17 protein-coding genes are annotated in these 17,532 nt (G+C 68.8%); 8 read left to right on the plus strand and 9 right to left on the minus strand.

The window, feature by feature from the left end; genetic code table 11:
• Positions 1–6: 6 nt before the first annotated feature.
• Positions 7–1,176, minus strand: a complete 1,170-nt coding sequence (locus tag DMB37_RS24390; protein ID WP_135234674.1) for a pyridoxal phosphate-dependent aminotransferase — start codon at positions 1,174–1,176, stop codon at positions 7–9.
• A gap of 235 nt (positions 1,177–1,411) precedes the next feature.
• Entirely contained in the window at positions 1,412–2,317 is a 906-nt protein-coding gene (locus DMB37_RS24395; protein ID WP_135234675.1) for a sigma-70 family RNA polymerase sigma factor, read from the minus strand.
• 107 nt (positions 2,318–2,424) lie between these two features.
• On the opposite strand from DMB37_RS24395, the gene DMB37_RS24400 reads away from it, so the two are divergent.
• The 5 genes from DMB37_RS24400 to DMB37_RS24420 all read left to right on the plus strand — a co-directional run bounded on the left by DMB37_RS24400 (position 2,425) and on the right by DMB37_RS24420 (position 7,667).
• On the plus strand, positions 2,425–3,027 hold the full coding sequence (locus tag DMB37_RS24400) for a GNAT family N-acetyltransferase (RefSeq protein WP_135234676.1): 603 nt from the start codon (positions 2,425–2,427) through the stop codon (positions 3,025–3,027).
• Between the two features lie 105 nt (positions 3,028–3,132).
• Positions 3,133–4,791, plus strand: coding sequence for a DNA repair helicase XPB (locus DMB37_RS24405; protein ID WP_107654031.1), 1,659 nt, complete (start codon positions 3,133–3,135; stop codon positions 4,789–4,791).
• A gap of 41 nt (positions 4,792–4,832) precedes the next feature.
• Positions 4,833–5,501, plus strand: coding sequence for a DUF3239 domain-containing protein (locus DMB37_RS24410; RefSeq protein ID WP_135234677.1), 669 nt, complete (start codon positions 4,833–4,835; stop codon positions 5,499–5,501).
• 53 nt (positions 5,502–5,554) lie between these two features.
• Positions 5,555–6,193 carry a LysE family translocator gene (locus tag DMB37_RS24415; RefSeq protein ID WP_107654033.1) on the plus strand — a complete coding sequence of 213 codons (639 nt, stop codon included), beginning with the start codon at positions 5,555–5,557 and terminating at the stop codon, positions 6,191–6,193.
• A 70-nt stretch (positions 6,194–6,263) separates the two neighbouring features.
• The gene (locus tag DMB37_RS24420) at positions 6,264–7,667 is read left to right on the plus strand and encodes a M1 family metallopeptidase (RefSeq protein ID WP_135234678.1); all 1,404 of its coding nucleotides are present in this window, start codon (positions 6,264–6,266) and stop codon (positions 7,665–7,667) included.
• A 41-nt stretch (positions 7,668–7,708) separates the two neighbouring features.
• Here DMB37_RS24420 and DMB37_RS24425 read toward each other — a convergent pair whose 3' ends face one another.
• Complete coding sequence (locus tag DMB37_RS24425; RefSeq protein WP_135234679.1) at positions 7,709–8,530, minus strand: hypothetical protein; 822 nt, start codon at positions 8,528–8,530, stop codon at positions 7,709–7,711.
• Between the two features lie 301 nt (positions 8,531–8,831).
• Here DMB37_RS24425 and DMB37_RS24430 point away from each other — a divergent pair, with 301 nt between their 5' ends.
• Positions 8,832–9,362 (plus strand): hypothetical protein, encoded by a 531-nt coding sequence (locus tag DMB37_RS24430; RefSeq protein WP_167768924.1) that lies wholly within the window; start codon positions 8,832–8,834, stop codon positions 9,360–9,362.
• Here DMB37_RS24430 and DMB37_RS24435 read toward each other — a convergent pair whose 3' ends face one another.
• Positions 9,363–11,657: a helicase-associated domain-containing protein gene (locus DMB37_RS24435; protein ID WP_135234680.1), complete on the minus strand. Its 2,295-nt coding sequence runs from the start codon at positions 11,655–11,657 to the stop codon at positions 9,363–9,365.
• A 201-nt stretch (positions 11,658–11,858) separates the two neighbouring features.
• On the opposite strand from DMB37_RS24435, the gene DMB37_RS24440 reads away from it, so the two are divergent.
• Positions 11,859–12,047, plus strand: coding sequence for a hypothetical protein (locus DMB37_RS24440; RefSeq protein ID WP_040731009.1), 189 nt, complete (start codon positions 11,859–11,861; stop codon positions 12,045–12,047).
• Positions 12,048–12,119: 72 nt separating this feature from the next.
• On the opposite strand, the gene DMB37_RS24445 is transcribed toward DMB37_RS24440, so the two are convergent.
• Both DMB37_RS24445 and DMB37_RS24450 read right to left on the minus strand, forming a co-directional pair.
• The gene (locus tag DMB37_RS24445; RefSeq protein WP_135234681.1) at positions 12,120–12,758 is read right to left on the minus strand and encodes a resuscitation-promoting factor Rpf1 domain-containing protein; all 639 of its coding nucleotides are present in this window, start codon (positions 12,756–12,758) and stop codon (positions 12,120–12,122) included.
• Positions 12,759–13,217: 459 nt separating this feature from the next.
• On the minus strand, positions 13,218–13,484 hold the full coding sequence (locus DMB37_RS24450) for a hypothetical protein (RefSeq protein WP_240771640.1): 267 nt from the start codon (positions 13,482–13,484) through the stop codon (positions 13,218–13,220).
• A gap of 202 nt (positions 13,485–13,686) precedes the next feature.
• Here DMB37_RS24450 and DMB37_RS24455 point away from each other — a divergent pair, with 202 nt between their 5' ends.
• Complete coding sequence (locus DMB37_RS24455) at positions 13,687–14,118, plus strand: cold-shock protein (protein ID WP_186818879.1); 432 nt, start codon at positions 13,687–13,689, stop codon at positions 14,116–14,118.
• 40 nt (positions 14,119–14,158) lie between these two features.
• Here DMB37_RS24455 and DMB37_RS24460 read toward each other — a convergent pair whose 3' ends face one another.
• The 3 genes from DMB37_RS24460 to DMB37_RS24470 form a co-directional block, all read right to left on the minus strand.
• On the minus strand, positions 14,159–14,665 hold the full coding sequence (locus DMB37_RS24460) for a DUF2771 domain-containing protein (protein ID WP_135234682.1): 507 nt from the start codon (positions 14,663–14,665) through the stop codon (positions 14,159–14,161).
• 64 nt (positions 14,666–14,729) lie between these two features.
• Complete coding sequence (locus DMB37_RS24465; RefSeq protein WP_206055012.1) at positions 14,730–16,607, minus strand: MFS transporter; 1,878 nt, start codon at positions 16,605–16,607, stop codon at positions 14,730–14,732.
• A gap of 150 nt (positions 16,608–16,757) precedes the next feature.
• Positions 16,758–17,531, minus strand: a complete 774-nt coding sequence (locus tag DMB37_RS24470; RefSeq protein ID WP_135234683.1) for a glutaminyl-peptide cyclotransferase — start codon at positions 17,529–17,531, stop codon at positions 16,758–16,760.
• Position 17,532 lies beyond the last annotated feature (1 nt).

The raw sequence follows: 17,532 nt of genomic DNA on the forward strand, positions 1-17,532 counted from the left end.
CGCGGTTCAGCCGGCCGCACGGAGGCGGCGCACGCCCTCATCGAGCGTCTCGTCGCGTTTGCAGAAGGTGAAGCGCACCAGCTGGCTCCAGGCCGCGGCATCGTCGGCGAAGACGCTGACCGGGACGGCGGCGACGCCGAGCCGCTTGGGCAGCTCGCGGCAGAAGGCGAGACCGTCGGACGCACCGAGGGCCGTGATGTCGCCGCACACGAAATAACCACCCGCACTGGACTTCACCCCGAACCCGGTGTCGGCGAGCGCCGCGGAAAGGCGAAGTCGCCGGTCGGACAGGGTGTCCCGCAGTCCGGCGACCCACTCGAGCTCATGGTTCAGCGCGTGCGCGACCGCGGGCTGGAACGGCCCGCCCGCGACGAAGGTCATGAACTGCTTGGCGGCGAGCACACCGTCGATCAGCCCCGCCGGGCCACACGCCCACCCGGTCTTCCAGCCGGTGACGTTGAAAGTCTTTGCCGCACTGGATACCACGATGGTGCGCTCGGCCATGCCGGGCAAGGTGGCCAGGCTGATGTGCTCGACGCCGTCATAGACGAGATGTTCGTAGACCTCGTCGGTGAGCACCAGGATGTCGTGCTCGCAGGCGATTTCGGCGATCGCTTGCAAATCGGCGCGGCCGAGCACGGTGCCGGTCGGGTTGTGCGGGGAGTTGACGATCAGCATCCTGGTCGCCGGGGTAATCGCGGCGCGCAGGCTGTCCAGGTCGAGCACGAACCGATCGCCGTCGGCGACCAGCCGCGCGGTGCGTCGTCGCGCGCCCGCCAAAGCGACTGCGGCGGCGTAGGAGTCGTAGTACGGCTCGATCAACACCACCTCCGATCCGGGTTCCACCAGGCCCAGCACGGCGGCGCTGATCGCCTCGGTCGCCCCGACGGTCACCAGCACCTGGGTGTCGGGATCGTAATGGGTGCCGTAGCGGCGGGCCCGGTCGTCGGCGATCGCCCGCCGCAGCACCGGCATCCCGCGCCCCGGCGGGTACTGGTTGAGACCGTCGGCAATGGCCTGCCTGGCGACCTCGAGCATGCCGGCGGGCCCGTCGGTGTCGGGAAAACCCTGGCCCAGGTTGACCGCGTCGTACCGGACGGCGAGCTCTGTCATCTCGGCGAAGATGGTGGCGGCGAACGGGCGCAGTCGAGCAACGGTGGCGGGTTGCGAAGGCATGTTCGGAGACTAGCTCAGCATTCGTGGTGTGAATCCGGCCACATCGGGGGTCGACGGATCCGTACCCGGTCTGCTACGGCAGGTCGGTCCCGAGCTGGTCGCGCGGCCGATCTCAGGCCATGGATCGCCGCCGGTTGCCGGCCTGGGCGGCTCTGGTGCTGGTTCGGAGACTGCTCCCGACCCGGCCGACACCGTGATGGCGTGCCGCCGGGCCAGGCGCTGCGGCCCGGTGGGCTCAACCCAGTCGAATGCCGGTGAGCTTGGCTGGGTTCGCGAGATCGTAAGTGCCCCAAACCAGTCCGTCGCACACCGTGAAGCCCATGACCCGAGCGGGATGCCCGTTCCCCGCGGCGACCACCAATCCCAGTTGTCCATTGACCGAAGCGAATTCGTAGTCGTACGCCGGCTCCACGTCGGTGCCGTCCAGTCCGTACTTGCGCACCAGCCCCAGGTAGAACCGCGCGATCCGATCCGCGCCGCGCAGGATGTTCACCGCGGTCGACGTGGTCCCGTCGGCGTCGCCGATCGCCACCGAATCCGGGTGCAGCGCAGCGGTTACCGCGCCGACATCACCGGACCGCAGCGCCGTCAGGAACCGCTGCACCGCGACCTCGTGCTCGGCATCGGGCACCGGCGGCGGTGTCTGCGCCACGGCCTTGCGCGCCCGCACCGCGAGCTGCCTCGCCGCGTCGGGGGATACCTCGAGGATCTCGGCGATTTCGTCGAACGGCACCGAAAGCCCGTCGTGCAGCACGAAAGCCACCCGCTGCGGCGGGGTCAGGCTGTCCAGCACCACCATGGCCGCGAGGCGGTATTCCTGCTTGCGCACCACCGTCTCCAACGGGTCCGGCGTGCTCGACGGCGTGCGACCGGTCACCACCGGCTCCGGCAACCATTGCCCCACATAGCTTTCCCGGCGCACCGCGGCGCTGCGCAGCCGGTCCAGGCAGATGCGGCTCACCACCGTTGTGAGCCAGGCGCGCGGGTCGTCGATCTCGGATTGCCGGGCGCCGGCCAGGCGCAGCCAGCTTTCCTGCACCGCGTCTTCGGCGTCGCCGACGCTGCCCGTCAGCCGATACGCGACCGAGAGCAGATGCGCTCGATGTGATTCGAACAGTCCAGCAAGCAGAGCGGCAACCATCAGGGGGATTCTACGAGCTCCCAGCGGTGCGATTTACCGCGGCGCCGCCGACCGAACACGCGGTAAACCCGATGATCCCACCGGGCGATTCGTGACAACATGACTCGATGGACGCACAAGCGCTGTCGAACGGAACCGTCTGGCTCTCCACCCCCACCGAGGCGGACATCGACGTCATCACCGAGTGCTGTCAGGACCCGTCCATCGGCGAGTGGGTGACCATCCCGGTGCCCTATACCCGCGACAATGCCCAGACCTTCATCGATGACATCGTCCGCCCCGGCTGGGCGGGCCACAGCCCCACCTGGGCGCTGCGCCTGTACGAGAGCGGACCCGTCGTCGGCATGATCGGCCTCGGCGAACGCGACGAGTCGTCCGCCGAGATCGGCTACTGGCTGGCCCCGGGCGCCCGGTCGCGCGGCCTGATGACCCAGGCCGTGAACCTGGTCTGCGACTACGGCTTCCGCCCCGCAGGCCTGGCCTTGCAGCGCATCAGCTGGCGCGCCTTCGTCGGCAACTACGCCTCCGCCGCGGTCGCCCGGCGGGCCGGCTTCCACTACGAGGGCCTATCTCGCCAGGGCAGCCTGCAGCGTGGCCGCCGCCGCGACCACTGGCTGGCCGCCCGCCTGCCCACCGACCCGCCGGGCCCCGCCCTCGACTGGCCCGCGGAGTTCCACCGCACCCTCGAACAGGCCCCTCGACCGCACTGAGCCGCCCCGTCCCGACGCCGCGATTGTCGTGGTCAGGGGACCGGCTGTGCCGGGCTGTCGGAGGTCTCAGGGAGAATGGTCGGCGAATCGATGCGAGGAGGGGCTGTGACGGACGGTCCGCTGATTGTGCAGAGCGACAAGACGCTGCTGTTGGAGGTCGATCACGAGTTGGCCGACGCGGCGCGGCAGGCCATCGCGCCGTTCGCCGAGTTGGAGCGGGCGCCCGAGCATGTGCACACCTACCGGGTGACCCCGTTGGCGCTGTGGAACGCCAGGGCGGCGGGGCACGACGCCGAGCAGGTGGTGGACGCGCTGGTCAGTTTCTCCCGGTACGCGGTGCCGCAGCCGTTGCTCGTGGACATCGTGGACACGATGGCGCGCTACGGGCGATTGCAGCTGGTCAAGCATCCGGCGCACGGGCTGGTGCTGGTCAGCCTGGACCGGGCGGTGCTGGAGGAGGTGCTGCGGCACAAGAAGCTGGCGCCGATGTTCGGAGCCCGCCTCGACGACGACACGGTGATCGTGCACGGCTCCGAGCGCGGCCGGATCAAGCAGATGCTGCTGAAGATCGGCTGGCCCGCCGAGGACCTGGCCGGGTACGTCGACGGCGAGGCGCACCCGATCGAACTGGACTACTCCGACGACAAGTGGCACCTGCGCGACTACCAGGAAATGGCCGCCGACTCGTTCTGGGCGGGCGGGTCCGGTGTGGTGGTGCTGCCGTGTGGCGCGGGCAAGACGATGGTCGGCGCCGCGGCGATGGCCAAGGCGAAGGCGACCACGCTCATCCTGGTCACCAACACCGTCGCGGGCAGGCAGTGGCGCCGCGAGCTGCTGGCGCGTACCTCGCTGACCGAGGAGGAGATCGGCGAATACTCCGGCGAGCGCAAGGAGATCCGCCCGGTCACCATCGCGACCTACCAGGTGATCACCCGCCGCACCAAGGGCGAGTACAAGCATCTCGAGCTGTTCGACAGCCGCGACTGGGGCCTGGTCATCTACGACGAGGTGCATCTGCTGCCCGCGCCGGTCTTCCGGATGACCGCCGACCTGCAGTCGCGCCGCCGCCTCGGTCTGACCGCGACGCTGGTCCGCGAGGACGGCCGCGAGGGCGACGTGTTCTCGCTGATCGGCCCGAAGCGCTACGACGCGCCGTGGAAGGACATCGAGGCACAGGGCTGGATCGCGCCCGCCGAGTGCATCGAGGTGCGGGTGACGCTCACCGACGCCGAGCGGATGTCCTACGCGACCGCCGAGCCGGAGGAGCGCTACAAGCTGTGCTCCACCGCGCGCACGAAAATCCCCGTGGTGCAGTCCATCCTGGCCAAGCACACGGACGCGCCGACCCTGGTGATCGGCGCCTACCTCGATCAGCTGGACGAGCTCGGCGCGGCGCTCAACGCGCCGGTGATCCAGGGCTCGACGAAAACCAAAGAGCGCGAAGAGCTCTTCGAGGCGTTCCGGCAGGGCGAGATCCCGGTGCTGGTGGTGAGCAAGGTGGCCAACTTCTCCATCGATCTGCCGGAAGCGTCGGTCGCGGTGCAGGTTTCGGGCACCTTCGGCTCCCGGCAGGAGGAGGCCCAGCGCCTCGGCAGGCTGCTGCGGCCGAAACACGATGGCGGCCAAGCCCATTTCTACTCGGTGGTGGCCCGGGACACCCTCGATGCCGAATATGCCGCGCACCGACAGCGTTTTCTGGCCGAACAGGGGTATGCCTACCGCATCATGGACGCCGACGACCTGCTCGGTCCGGCCATCGGATAAGCGGAGGCTTTTCCTCCGCAAACTGTGCTAGGAATAGGGACGTGCGACGCTTCGAATTTCCGGTGGACCGCAAGCATGCCCATGCGGTCAACGAAGTCTTCGCCGACCAGCGGCGCCTGCGGATCATGGCGCTGGCCGCCGCGGTCGTCGCGACGGCGTGCGCCGCGTATCTGATCTGGCTGGACCACCCGTGGGCCTATCTGCTGGCCGTTGCCTTCGTGCTCGGCGCGGTGGTGGCGCTGTGGGTGGCCTTCTGGACCGCGCGGCACGCCAGCATCGACAAGCTGTACACCGACGGTGAGCTCGTGCCCGCGGTGGTCTCGGAGACCTACCCGTCGAGCGTGGTGCTGCTCGCCCTGGTCGACGTGGCCAAGCCGGGCGCCGCCGCGTCTCGCTACGCGCTGGTGATCCGCCGGGTCCGCGCGCTGCCCGGCCATGCGGCGGAGGCGGGGGAGCGGGTGCCCGCGGTCGCGGTGCGCACCGACCGGGCGCCGCGGCAGGTGGGTGAGCGCTGGCAGTCGGTCAGCGCCATGCCGATCGCCTGGGGCACCACCGACCCGGAGGTCATCGAACGCGCTCGCGCCGCGATCAGTGACATCGAATGGCGTTTGCTCACCGACAATCTCGCGCTCACCGACAAGGTGCGGCGCGCGCCTGCCAAGCGGCTGCTGCTCGATCCGGATCAGTTGCCGGGCGATCTCGGCTCCTGAGCCCGCCGGCGATCTCCCCTTTTTCGGGTTGCGCGCCCGCTTAGACTCCGTAAATGGTTCCGATGTCCAACCTGCTGGCGTTTCTCGCGGCGGCGACCATTCTCATCATCGTCCCCGGACCCGGGGTGCTGTTCACCATCGGGCGAGCACTCACGCTCGGCAGGCGCGCCGCGCTGCTCTCGGTGGCCGGGCACTGCATCGGTGTCTTCTTCGTGCTGCTGCTGGTCGCGGTGGGGCTGGGCACCTTGCTCATGGCATCGTCGCTGGCGCTCACCGTAATCAAATTCGCGGGCGCGCTGTACCTGATGTACCTGGGCGTCCAGGCGTTTCGTGAGCGCAAGTCGCTGCGTGCCGCGCTGGGCACCACGATCGAGTCGGTGCCGGACGCGAAGGTGCTGCGGCAGAGCATCATCGTCGGGTTGACCAACCCCAAGGCGATCGTCTTCTTCGCGGCGATCCTGCCGCATTTCGCCGAGCCCGCCGCCGGCTCGCTGCCGCTGCAATTCCTGATCCTCGGCTCGGTTTTCCTGGCGGTGGCCGTGGTCTCCGACAGTGCCTGGGCCCTGCTCGCGGCGTCGGCCCGGACCTGGTTCGCCCGCTCGCCGCGCAGGCTCGAAGCGGTCGGCGGCGCAGGCGGGATGATGATCGTCGGCCTCGGCGCGTCGGTGGCGCTCAGCGGCAGCACGGACTGAACCGGCTACCATCCATCGGGGTCGGTACGGCCGTACCGAAAGTGGGGGGCGGAAAAGGGGTGGTTGTCGAATGAGGTTGTCCGGCTGGATAAGCGCCGCCGTCGTGGGCGCACTGGTCACCGCCGCGGTCCCCGCTGCCGCCGAACCGCCGCCCGATCCGATCACCGGGTCGTCCGGGCTCGGCGACCCGTACTACCCCGAGGACGGTAACGGCGGCTACGACGTCCGCCACTACGACGTCACCATCGACTACGACCCGCCGAGCCACCAGCTCATCGGGTCGACCCGCATCGACGCCGTGTCGACCCAGGCGCTGCGCGCGTTCAACCTCGACTTCGCCGGGCCGGACGTGCGGGTGGTGTCGGTGAACAACCTGCCCGCCGCGTTCCACCGCAACGGCGCGCACGAACTCACCGTCACGCCCATGCTGCCGCTGCTGCCCGGCCTGCCCTTCACCGTGACCGTGGACTACGCCGGTCCCGCCGTGAACACCGAGGGCGAGGGCTGGACGTTCGCGCCGAGCGGCGGCGCCTTCGCGGCGGGCGAGCCGCATTCGGCCGCCACCTGGTACCCGCTCAACGACACCCCGCTGGACAAGGCCACTTTCGCGCTGCACGCGACCGTTCCCGCGGAATGGGAGGTCGTCTCCAATGGCCTGCGCACCCAGGACGTGGTGCAGGGCGAGCGGCGGACCGTCAGCTGGGAGGCGCGCCAGCCGGTGCTCGGCTACCTGACCACCGTGGCGATCGACAAGTTCAGTTTCCTGGATCAGCAGCGCGCCAACGGCACCCCGCTGATCAGCGCCTTCGCCCCGGGGGCCGAACACAACCGGGAGACCGAGCAGCGCCTGCCGGAGATCCTCGACTTCATCGAAAGCCTCTACGGCCCTTACCCGTTCGACTCGTCGGGCGGCATCTACGTCGACGCCGACATCATGTTCTCGCTGGAGACCCAGACCCGCCCGATCTACGCGCCGTGGACGGACCTGCCGACCGTGGTGCACGAGGTCGCGCACCAGTGGTGGGGCGATTCGGTATCGGTGCGCCAGTGGTCCGATATCTGCCTGAACGAATGCTTCGCCAGTTACACCGCCGACTACCTGTGGCCGGAGCACAAGGAAGGCAAGAACGTCGACCAGCAGTACCGCGAGACCATTCAGAAGTTCCTGGGCAACAGTGAGTTCTGGCAGATACCGCTGGGAAACCCCGGTGCCGGAACGGAATTCACCTCCGTCTACTACCGCGGTCCGCTGTTCCTGCACGCGTTGCGCAACCAGCTCGGTGACGACGTGTTCTTCGCGGCGGTGCGAGAGTTCAACGCGCGCCACGTATACGGGAACACGTCCATGCCGGAGTTCCGCACGTTCGTCCAGTCGAAGTCGCCTACGGACCTGACCGGGTTCTTCGACGCCTGGCTGAACCAGACGGCGCCGCCACCGGAGGAGTACCTCTTCCCGGGCGGCCTGCGCGGCTGAGCCGGCCTTAACGTGAATCCTCGGTAGGCCAGTGGATTTCGCTACTCGCCGTCGACGCGCTCGCGCGCCCGCTCGACCCACCGCTCCACTCGATCGAGCTGTCGCTGTGCCGAACGTAACTGGTCCTGGGCCGTGCGTTCGGTCGTGCGGCAGAACTGCCGCTCCTGCTCCGCCCGGGCGAGCTCTTCCTTCAACTCGGTGATCCGGGCGTCGATGTCACCCAGTCGATCGGCTGCCTGCTCGACCTCCTCGTGCGCTGAATCCCTTGCCGCCTGGGCGGATTCGAGGGCCTCCAGCGCGTCGTCCAGTTCCTGGCGGGGATTGTCCTCGGCCGGTTCCTCGGCGGCGGGCGCGGGTGCTTCGTCGTCGACCGCGACCAAGCCGGGACCGGCGGGGCCGAATCCCTCGTAGGTCGCCGCGGTGGCCAATGTTCCCGAGTGCACCTGTTCGGCGACGTCCGGGTCGGCCAGCGCCGCGGTCAAGGTCTGGCCGATCTCGCGCAGCACGCCCTCGTTCACCGGGTGCCCGTGTTGCTCGGCCAGTGCTCCCGCCTTCTTCGCCAGCGCGTTGACCGCCTGCTGCCGCTGCCCGGTGAGGCTGCGCAGCTCGTCGCCGGAGAGTTTCCGCTGCGCCGAGCGCAGTGCCGCGCCCAGCTGTAGCAGTGCCTCCACGTCCGTGGGCGCCTCGCGGGCCAGCAGGTTCACCGTCCATGCGGTGACCGTGGGTTTGCGTAGTTTGCCGATGGCGGTCGCGAGCTCCTTGTCGCCGGCCTCCTTGGCCTGTTTGACCTGGGCCGTGCGGGCAGCGACGAACTCACTCGGAGCGAGTCCGTACAAGTCGCGGGCAACGTCGTCCAGCGTCATACTGGCCAAGCGTAACGACTCGGTCCGTCGAAGCGAAAGAACCCACGTATTGGACGAACGTCCACGTTATGGGTGATACGCGAAAGGCGTTGCTAGTGAACTTCTTTGGATTGCAAGTGCTCGGCAGTCTGCTCCCGAGGATCCTCGGGTACGCGTTGCTCGGCATGTCCTACATGTTTTAGGCCCGTCGCATCCCGTCCGCCGATATCACCCCAGGAGCTGATGCGGCCGTACTCGGCGTCCGGGTATCCTCACCGCGTTCGCGAGCGGCGTGAATGTGTTCGGTGAGAGAGGTTTTCAGGTGAAGTTTCCAGGAGCGAGGCTGCTGGCACGCGTGGTGCTTGCCCTCGTAGCGGTGGCGGCGGTGGTCGTCACGGTGGTCGGTTGTTCGGCGGCCAAGGATGCCAGCAAGTCCGACACGGCCAAGGCCAACGTCGGTGACTGCATCAATGTCACCAAGAGTTCGTCGACCGACGCCAAGACCGAGCCGGTCGACTGCTCGTCGGAGAAGGCGGTCTACAAGATCGCGCAGACCTTCGACAAGAAGACCGAGTGCCCGACGGACTACACCTCGTATGAGGAGACCCTCGCGGGCGGCACCACCGCGTTCCTGTGCCTGGCGCCCAACTTCAAGCAGGGCAGCTGCTACAACGAGAGCCCGGCCACCGGTTACAAGCACGTGGACTGCACGACCCCCGAGGCGAGCTTCAAGGTGGTGAAGCGGATCGACGGCGAAGCCGACGAGCTGCTGTGCGGGGCCGACGCGGACAGCTTCCGCCTGATCTCGGAGACCCCGAAGATCACCTTCTGCCTGGCCAAGCCCAAGGCCTGATCACTCGAGCAGGGCGACCGACGCGATCCGGTGCAGCGTGAAGTGCCGGACCGCGCCGGTCACCGGGTCGAGCGCGTCGAGCTGGCCGTTGCCGACCTTGAGCGGTTCCACCACGCGCTGCGTCGCCACGCCGGAGGCGTCGACGTAGCCGATGTTCACCGACCGCCGCACCCGCGCCGCCAATTGCAGCAGCGCCAGGGTTGCCGCGGTATTGGTGCGGGTGCCGTCCATCCGCACCGACTGTCCGGAGCGGGCGCTGGTGGCGCGGTCGGCCGCGCGCAGCTCGGTGACGAGCAGTTCCAGCTGTTCGGTGCTCGGCGGCGTCGGCCGCCACGGTGGCCTGGCATTGGGCCGCGCCGAGATCCGGGCGCCCCGCTGGCGCAGATCCACGATGATGCCCGAGGAATCCTCGCCCGCCGGCGCGAAACCGGCCGCGCGCAGCTGCTCGAGCACCTCGCCGAGCGGCGCCTGGGCGATCGCCACCGTCGGTGCGATGGCCCGCAGCGCCAGCGCCCCGGCCACCGGCGCGGCCAGCACCTGGGCCAGCAGTGCCGGGTCGTCGCTGCGCAGGAACGACTGAGCCATGCCCGCGCGCAGCTGCCCGTGCCGCCGGGCGACGTCGTCGATCAGGTAGGTCAGCGCCTGCGGAATCGGGGTCCGCGAATGCTTCGTGAACAGCGCATGCAGTTCGGCCGCGGTGAGCCCGGCATCGAGCGCGCGCCGGACCGACGTTTCGCTGATGCGGTAAACCGTTGCCGCCCCGGCGGATTCGACGTCGGCGACCAGCTCGACCCGATGCTGTAGTTCGGCGGTGAGCGGGCCGGGCGCGATCACCGTCAGGTCCGCCTGAACCAGCACATGATCGACCGGCGCGGGCAGCGCCGCCTCCATCGCCGCCTCGGCATCGGCGGCGCTGGTCGGCGCGCCGTGCAGCAGCGCGCGGGCCGGCGAGCCGAGCGCGCCGCGGCCGACGAAGCCGAGCGCGGCGGCCTCGGCGAGCGTCTGCTCCACCGACTCCCGCCGAAAATGCCTGCGCCAGCGCGGTTGCCGCCAGGCGAGCACGCGGCCGATATCGGCGGGGGTGAGGGCGCTGCCGGACGGATACTCGGCGAGCAGGCCGAGCATGGCGTGCCGGTCACGCGGCGCGTGCGGGTTGCGCAGCTCCAGCGAGAGGGCCGCGAGGGGCTTGTCGTTGGCGTCGCGCATGCCGATCATCCATGGCATCCGGTCCAATTCGAGCCAGGCCATGGCCAGCGCGACCCAGCGGCGGGCCAGCGGGGCCTCCAGCCAGGCGTCGACCGCGGGTGTCGGCGCCCAGAAATCGTCGGCCGAATCGACCTCCGGCGGCGGGTCCGGCAAACCCTTTTCGATCAGTCGCGCGGCGGCCAGCAGTTCGACCAGCAAACCCGCCCGCGGCTCGTCGATGCCGGCTTGCTTGGCAATGCGACGTAGCTCCCGCACGCCCAGTCCGCCCGCGCGCAGCGCGGGGGCGGGTGCTTGGCCGAGGATGTCGAGGACGGCGGTGCAGTGCCGCAGCAGTTCGCCCACTTCGCCTGCCGCGACGGCGTTCACGTCGGCGGCGGCCTGTTTCTTCGGTTTCGGGGCCGGTGGCGTCAGCGCGTGCGGGTGCGTGACCGGCTCGTCGCGCAGCACCTGCCCGACCGTGACGGGCAACTCCACCGTCTCGTCATCGATCCGGTTCAACAGCCTGCGGGCCAGTAGCTGCTGGACCGGGCGGTCGGCCGGCGTGCCCGGCGCGGCGTCCCTGGTACGCCCGCGCGGGCCGGTGCTGGCCAGCTTGTCCAGCAATGCCCGCGCCGCCGAGGTGAGCTCCGGCAGCGCCTCGCGCACTTCGGGTTCGGTCAGCGAATCGGGGATCTCGGTGGTGCTGCCGATCGGCCAGGGCAGCGCCTCGACGGCCGCGGTGATCAGATGCAGCTCGTCCTCGCTGGTCCAGACCAGGGCGCGGGCGGTCAATCGCTCGATGGCCGCGTCGATCGCGGCGGCGGGCACGCGATCGCTCAGCTGCACGTGCAACTCGGCGCGCGTCAGCGGAGCGCCATTGCTGTCGGTCCGCGTCACCCCGTGTACGGCAAGGGTTTCCAGGATCGCGAAATCGAGAGTGTCCAGGTCATCGGTGGCGCGCAGCACCGAGGCGCGCTGCTCGGCCCGCGCGGCCAGCACGGCCATCGACGAGGGCAGCGGCACAGCCAGATCGGGCCGGAGCTCGAGCAGCGTTACCAATTGAGCATCAGTACGCGCACCGAGCCACCCAGCAAGGGAGGTCGCGGTCATCCGATCCAGCCTACGGTCTCGGGCCGTGGCCTGCCGGGGCGCACATCGGATACCCACGTCACGTCCGATTTCGGTAGCACGCGGGTAACTCATTGGATTTCGGCTGACTCCAGTGCGTCCCTACCGCTGGTCGTCGACGTGCCGAGCGCCACACCAGGGTCCGGCCTGAAGACTTGCGGCGGCGGCATTAGCATGAGGCTTGTGGTGAACAAATCGAAGAAACCTTATGTCGACAACGGCTGGCCGAAGGTCGCCGAAGGTGACCACGCGGTCACCGAACTCTCGTCGACCCGTTCCGGTGGGCTCTCGCCGTACGGTGAGGACACCGAGTTTCCGGTCCCGGCGGATCAGCTGCCTTACATGCACCCGAACACGGTGATCAACCGCTGATTTCCGGACGGAAAGTCCGTAGATACGAATAAGGCCCCGCATCCTCGGATGCGGGGCCTTATTCGTGGTCGATCAGGAGGGGAGAAGTCCCTTGTTCGCCTCGTAGAAGTTCACGATGGCGGGATCGAGCTTGGTGTTGCTCGCCTTGGCGGCGTTGAAGAAGTCGAAGGCTTCCTTGGGCACCTGAACGCCCTGGCTCTGCACGACCTCGAGAGCGCGGTCGACGGCCGAGAAGACCTGCTGGGTGCTGTCCGGCGCGGCCTGCGGGGCTTGGGCCTGCGGCGCGGGCGCGGGGTTCCAGCGGGGGGTTTCGTTGGTGGCGGGAGCCGAACGCGGGGTGGGTGCGCTGCTCAGACCGAGGTTGGAGGAGCAGCTCGGCCAGGCGCCCCAACCCTGGGAGGCGAGTACCTTCTCGGCGACGGCGATCTGCTGTTCGCGGGTGGCCTGGTTGGCGGTGGCGGCATACTCGCCGCCGCCGTGGGCCTTCCAGGTGCTCGGCGAGAACTGCAGCCCGCCCTGGTAGCCGTTGCCGGTGTTGATGCCCCAGTTACCGCCGGCCTCACACTGTGCGAGGCGATCCCAGTCGGAGTCGGGTGCCGCGCTGGCGTTGCCTGCCAGGGCCACACCTGCGGTGCCCATGATCGCGCCGGTCACGGCAACCTTGGCAACCGTGCGCCCGGTGGAGCTTGGCTTGCGATGGCGTCCACTCATATCGGGTTCGTCTTCCTCTCGACGCACCTGCGAGGTCATCGGTCGGGCTGGACTGAGAGGTCGTCATGCCCGCCCTCGCCCCTACGTTTCCGTCGGGTTTCCGGGTCCCGCGGGGCGAGGTTCGGTGCGGCGGGCCGGTGGTTGCCGGTTGTCCCGGCTCGCTAAGAACGGTACGACGATCGCCGAGAAAAATCACCATTTGATAACCGGCGTGTACGAGCGGGTCTCGGTGCGGTCTCGGCCCCGACGTAGACCCTTCTTTGCAGCTAGAAGCGGTGCGCTCAGACCAGTGCCGGGCCGTCACCGGTCCGTGACCTCTCTGTTATGTGACTAGGATCACAGTCGGGATTTGGTAACGACAGACCCGGGTAACCCGTTCGCAGCCCGCTGGTGGCCGTTCTGTCAGATCGGCACGGCGCCCAGGTCGGAGTCGCCGCGACCGCTCGACAGTCGGGTCGATCAGCGCGAGCGCCGACCCGAACGCAGCGTGAACACGATCGCGACGAGAAACCCGAGCGGGGCGAGCATCGCGGCGAAATAGAGCCACAGCCCCGGTGTGCCGTCCGACAGCACCGGGATCAGAAAGATGGCGATGATCGCCAGCAATCCCAGCGCGAACAGCCCCAGCGCGACTTGCAGCAACCAATCACCCGGCCTGCGCCCACCGCCCCCGCTCGATGCGGGATCGGCGTCGCTGGACGGTGGCGGAGCGGGAGGGTTCGTCACCGCATGACCGTAAAACTGATGTGCTTGCGTTATGGGCACCGGGGTAGACTCTTAGGCACGCGCGTCCCGCATCACTGCTGGGCGCGTTCTTTTCGCAAACAGAAGAAGGACCTGTTCGTGGCGTTGTGCCGCAGCAGGTTCCGTGGACAGATGTGCTCGGGCCGGTGGGGTCCGAGTTTTCGATGATGAACGGGTGAGCGCAGTGCCGACCGGCAGGGTGAAGTGGTACGACGTCGAAAAGGGCTTCGGCTTCCTTTCCCAAGACGAGGGTGAGGACGTCTATGTCCGCTCGTCCGCGCTGCCCGACGGAGTCGAAGGACTCAAGCCGGGGCAGCGCGTCGAATTCGGGATGGCCGCGGGCCGCCGCGGACCGCAGGCGCTGAGCCTCAAACTGCTCGAGGCGCCGCCGTCGGTCCGCCAGGGCCAAGAACGCCAGGAACGCGAGCGCGCCCGCAAGGAGCCCGTCGCCCGCAGGCACACACCGGACGAACTGCACGGGATGGTCGAAGACATGATCACCCTGCTCGAAGCGACGGTGCAGCCGGACCTGCGCAAAGGCCGCTATCCCGATCGTAAGACCGCACAACGCATCTCAGAGGTCGTCCGCGCGGTAGCGCGCGAACTCGACCACTGAGTTGTTGGTGCCGTCGTAACACTCGCGCTGTGCGCGAGTGTTACGACGCGGTGCTGATCGACCAGGCTGCGTGGGGGAGGTAGAACTCTTTGCCGGTGTCCTTGTCCATGGCGAGGATCGGGAGCTGGAGTTCCAGGCCGACGAGGCGCAGGTCGGGTTCGGGGTGGGAGTCGATGGTGACGGCCAGGGCACCCTCGGGGAAGTTGGTGTGGTTGATCACCCGGTCGATTCGCTCGCCGTTGGGGAGGGCGTAGACGAGCTGGGCGAGCCAGGGGGCGTCGGCGATCTGCTTCGGGAGCGACAGCTGCAAGGGGTAGTCCGGGGGGACGTCGAGCTGGACGGTCCGGCCGTAGCGGCAGTCTTCCATTTTGACCGAGCAGTAGACGTACGGCTCGACCTCGACGGTTTTGCCGTGGGCGTAGGCGGTGATCACCGGGTCGTGCTCGTCGGCGTTGCGCACCAGGACGACCAGGACACCGACGAAGGCGACCGTGAACACGAGTAGGGCGGCAACGACCAGCGCGAGGATGGTGCGGGGGTTCTTCACGCCACCACCTCGTTGACCCACGGCCGCGCCGTGAGCACAGCTGCTGTGTCGAAGATTCGCTCGCTCACTGGCTGGGGTCTCCTATTCCTGGTTGGATACGGGTCGTCTCGCCGCCACTGGACGCCGGCCTACGGTATGCGTTCGCAGTGTGTGGCATCGGCCGGGTCGGGGGTACTTCCTGCTCCGCGTGTTGCGGACGATTTCCGCCGAGGCCGGGCAGCAGCGAATGGCCGCGGTAGCTGACGAAGGTCTGGACGAGGCCGATCACCAGGACCGCGGTGATCACCGCGAAACCCTTCCAGTAGTCGGTCGGCAGCAGCACGCCCGCCGAGCCGCCGACCACCCAGCTGAGCTGCAACACGGTCTCCGAACGGCCGAAACCGGAGGCGATCGACTCGGGCGGCAGATCGTCCTGGATCGCGGCGTCCAGCGACACCTTCGCCAGCGCGCTGGTGCCCGAGGCGACCACGGTGGCGATCGCCGCACCCAGCAGATTGTTGGTGAACGTCGCGAAGAGCGCGACCAGCGCACAGGCGGCGGTGCAGGCGAGCACGATCAGCGTCGGCTTGCCGAGCTTGAGCCGGGCGCCGGTGGCATTGCCGGTGAAGTTGCCCAGCGCCGCCGCCGCGCCGACCACGCCGAGCATGGCGGCCTGCTGGGCCGGGCGGTGCTCGGTGGCCTTGGCGACGAACGCGACGTAGAAGGTCAGGAACCCGGTCAGCACCCGGATGGCGCTGTTGCCCCACAGCGCGGTCACCACCGAACGGCCCAGTGGCTGCCTGCGTTTGCGCGGCGGAGTCGTGGCCTCCTTCTCCGGGGTGAGGACCTCGGTGGGCGCGTGATAGCTCAGTGTCGCGGGCACCTCACCCTCGGTGACCTCGACCCAGGACGGGATCCGCAAGCTGAGATAGGTGCCTGCGCAGGCGATCACGATCGCGAAGATCAGCGCGCCCTTGGAGTCGGCGATCGCCGCGGCGAGTGCGGCGATCGCGCCCGCGCCGATGGTGCCGCCGACCAAACCGAATACGGTGAGCCGAGAGTTGGTGCGTACCAAGTCGATATCCGGTGGCAGCACGCGTGGGGTCACCGCGCTCTTGAGCACCGAGAACGATTTACTGCCGATCAGCATGCACAGCGCGAGCGGATACAGTGCCCAGCTGTCGAATTCGAGGATCAACACCACCGCGACCACCGCGCGCAACGCGAACGAGGTGGCCAGCGCCACCCGGCGCCCGTGCTGCAGCCGGTCGAGCATGGGGCCGATCAGCGGGGCGATCACCGCGAAGGGGGCGATCGTGATCAGCAGGTACAGCGCGACTTTCGTCTTGCTCTCCGCGGTGGCGCTGGCGAAGAACAGCGTGTTGGCCAGCGAGACGGCGACCGCGGCGTCGAGGGCGAAGTTCGCCATCGTCGCGTAGGTGAGCGCGGTGAGGCCGGACTTGTCCGCGCCGTCGGCCTTGGCCGCGCGCTGGAAAGTGGCGATGCCTTTTTCGGTCAACTGGCGGCCGCGCATGGCGGCGACGCGGGTAACCGTGAGCTTGCGTGGCACGCGCGCCGCGCCGGGCGGTGTGGGGGCTTCGGTGGCCGCTGCGGCGTCCGGTTGCTCGGGCAGCGGTGCGGTGGGCGGCGGGGCCGAGTGCTCCGGGCGGCGTGGTGGTTCCGGGCGATGGGGGAAGACGCGCCGGGGCGTCTGGGCCGACGGCGGCGGATCTGCTCGGGGTGCTGCGTGCCTGCGGGTCTCGGCATCCGGGGAGACGGGTACATCGTGGCGCCGGGTCGGCGGGTCCGGTCGGTCCGGGTCCAGCGGTGGCAGCGACCTGCGGCCGGTGGCCATGTTGGGCGGCGGGTACCGGTCGAAACCGGGGTGCCGCTCGACCGGCGGGTACTCCTCGCCGTCCCACCGATCACGGTCGGGACCGGAAGGTTCGCGGGGAGTAGTCACGTCGTCAATTCTGTCGTACTTCGGTACTGGGCGTTCACTCGCTCTCGAAGGTGTCGGCGGAAGGTGACGTTCGTCGCGTCGCGGACGGCGGGGCATGTCCCTAGGACTTCCCCGCAGCCACGAATCGCAAGCGAATCGCGGGCGCGGCGCTCAGGCGGGCACGAAGCGGACCTCGAAGGTGGTCGGCCAGTTCTTGCCCGCGAGCAGGAACCGGTCGGTGCCCGGGATCTGCGCGATTCCGTTGAGCGTGTCCTCGCTCGTCCGCGTCCGATGCGGCAGCAGCGCGCCCGCGTCGATGACCGCGAGCACCTGGCCGGAGTCGGGATCGATGCGCAGGATGCGATCGCTGGGCCAGTCGTTGGCATACACCGAACCGTCCTCGGCGCAATCGAGTTCGTTGAGCCGTGCGTTGTGGTTGCTGGTGAGCCGGATCGAGCCGGTCGGCGCGAAGGTGACCGGATCGCGGAAGGTGAGGGTGTCGGTGCCGTTGCTCATCACCAGCCGCCCCGCCCTGGTGCACAGTCCCCAGCCTTCGCCCTCGTAGGACGCGCGGCCGACTTCGGCCAGGGTGTGCGGGTCCCTGGCGAAAGCGATGTGGTTCTGCCAGGTCAGCTGCCACAGGATGGTCCCGGCCATGGTGATCCCCTCGCCGAAGAAGGGCGCGGGCAGGTCGGCCCGGGCCAGCTCGACTCCGGTGTCGAGGTTCGTCGCCCGCACACTCGACGCGCCCGACAGCCCGGTGCCTTCGTAGAGCACCTCGCCGTGGATCTCCAGGCCCTGCGTGAAGGCGCGCGGATCGTGCGACCTGGTGGCCACGACCTCGATATTCATCGTGGGCGACGGTTCTTCGGCCGCGCCACACCCGCTCCAGATGACCAGACCGACCAGCACACCTATGGCCAACGAACGCCGATTGCGTTTCATA

Source organism: Nocardia sp. CS682 (genome assembly GCF_004634405.1).
Classification (GTDB): domain Bacteria; phylum Actinomycetota; class Actinomycetes; order Mycobacteriales; family Mycobacteriaceae; genus Nocardia; species Nocardia ninae.

What these genes read in the sequence shown, in the direction of transcription:
- DMB37_RS24390 (WP_135234674.1), bottom strand. Translation starts at nt 1,176, where the DNA reads ATGCCTTCGCAACCCGCCACCGTTGCTCGACTGCGCCCGTTCGCCGCC.
- DMB37_RS24395 (WP_135234675.1), bottom strand. Translation starts at nt 2,317, where the DNA reads ATGGTTGCCGCTCTGCTTGCTGGACTGTTCGAATCACATCGAGCGCAT.
- DMB37_RS24400 (WP_135234676.1), top strand. Translation starts at nt 2,425, where the DNA reads ATGGACGCACAAGCGCTGTCGAACGGAACCGTCTGGCTCTCCACCCCC.
- DMB37_RS24415 (WP_107654033.1), top strand. Translation starts at nt 5,555, where the DNA reads ATGGTTCCGATGTCCAACCTGCTGGCGTTTCTCGCGGCGGCGACCATT.
- DMB37_RS24420 (WP_135234678.1), top strand. Translation starts at nt 6,264, where the DNA reads ATGAGGTTGTCCGGCTGGATAAGCGCCGCCGTCGTGGGCGCACTGGTC.
- DMB37_RS24425 (WP_135234679.1), bottom strand. Translation starts at nt 8,530, where the DNA reads ATGACGCTGGACGACGTTGCCCGCGACTTGTACGGACTCGCTCCGAGT.
- DMB37_RS24435 (WP_135234680.1), bottom strand. Translation starts at nt 11,657, where the DNA reads ATGACCGCGACCTCCCTTGCTGGGTGGCTCGGTGCGCGTACTGATGCT.
- DMB37_RS24445 (WP_135234681.1), bottom strand. Translation starts at nt 12,758, where the DNA reads ATGAGTGGACGCCATCGCAAGCCAAGCTCCACCGGGCGCACGGTTGCC.
- DMB37_RS24470 (WP_135234683.1), bottom strand. Translation starts at nt 17,531, where the DNA reads ATGAAACGCAATCGGCGTTCGTTGGCCATAGGTGTGCTGGTCGGTCTG.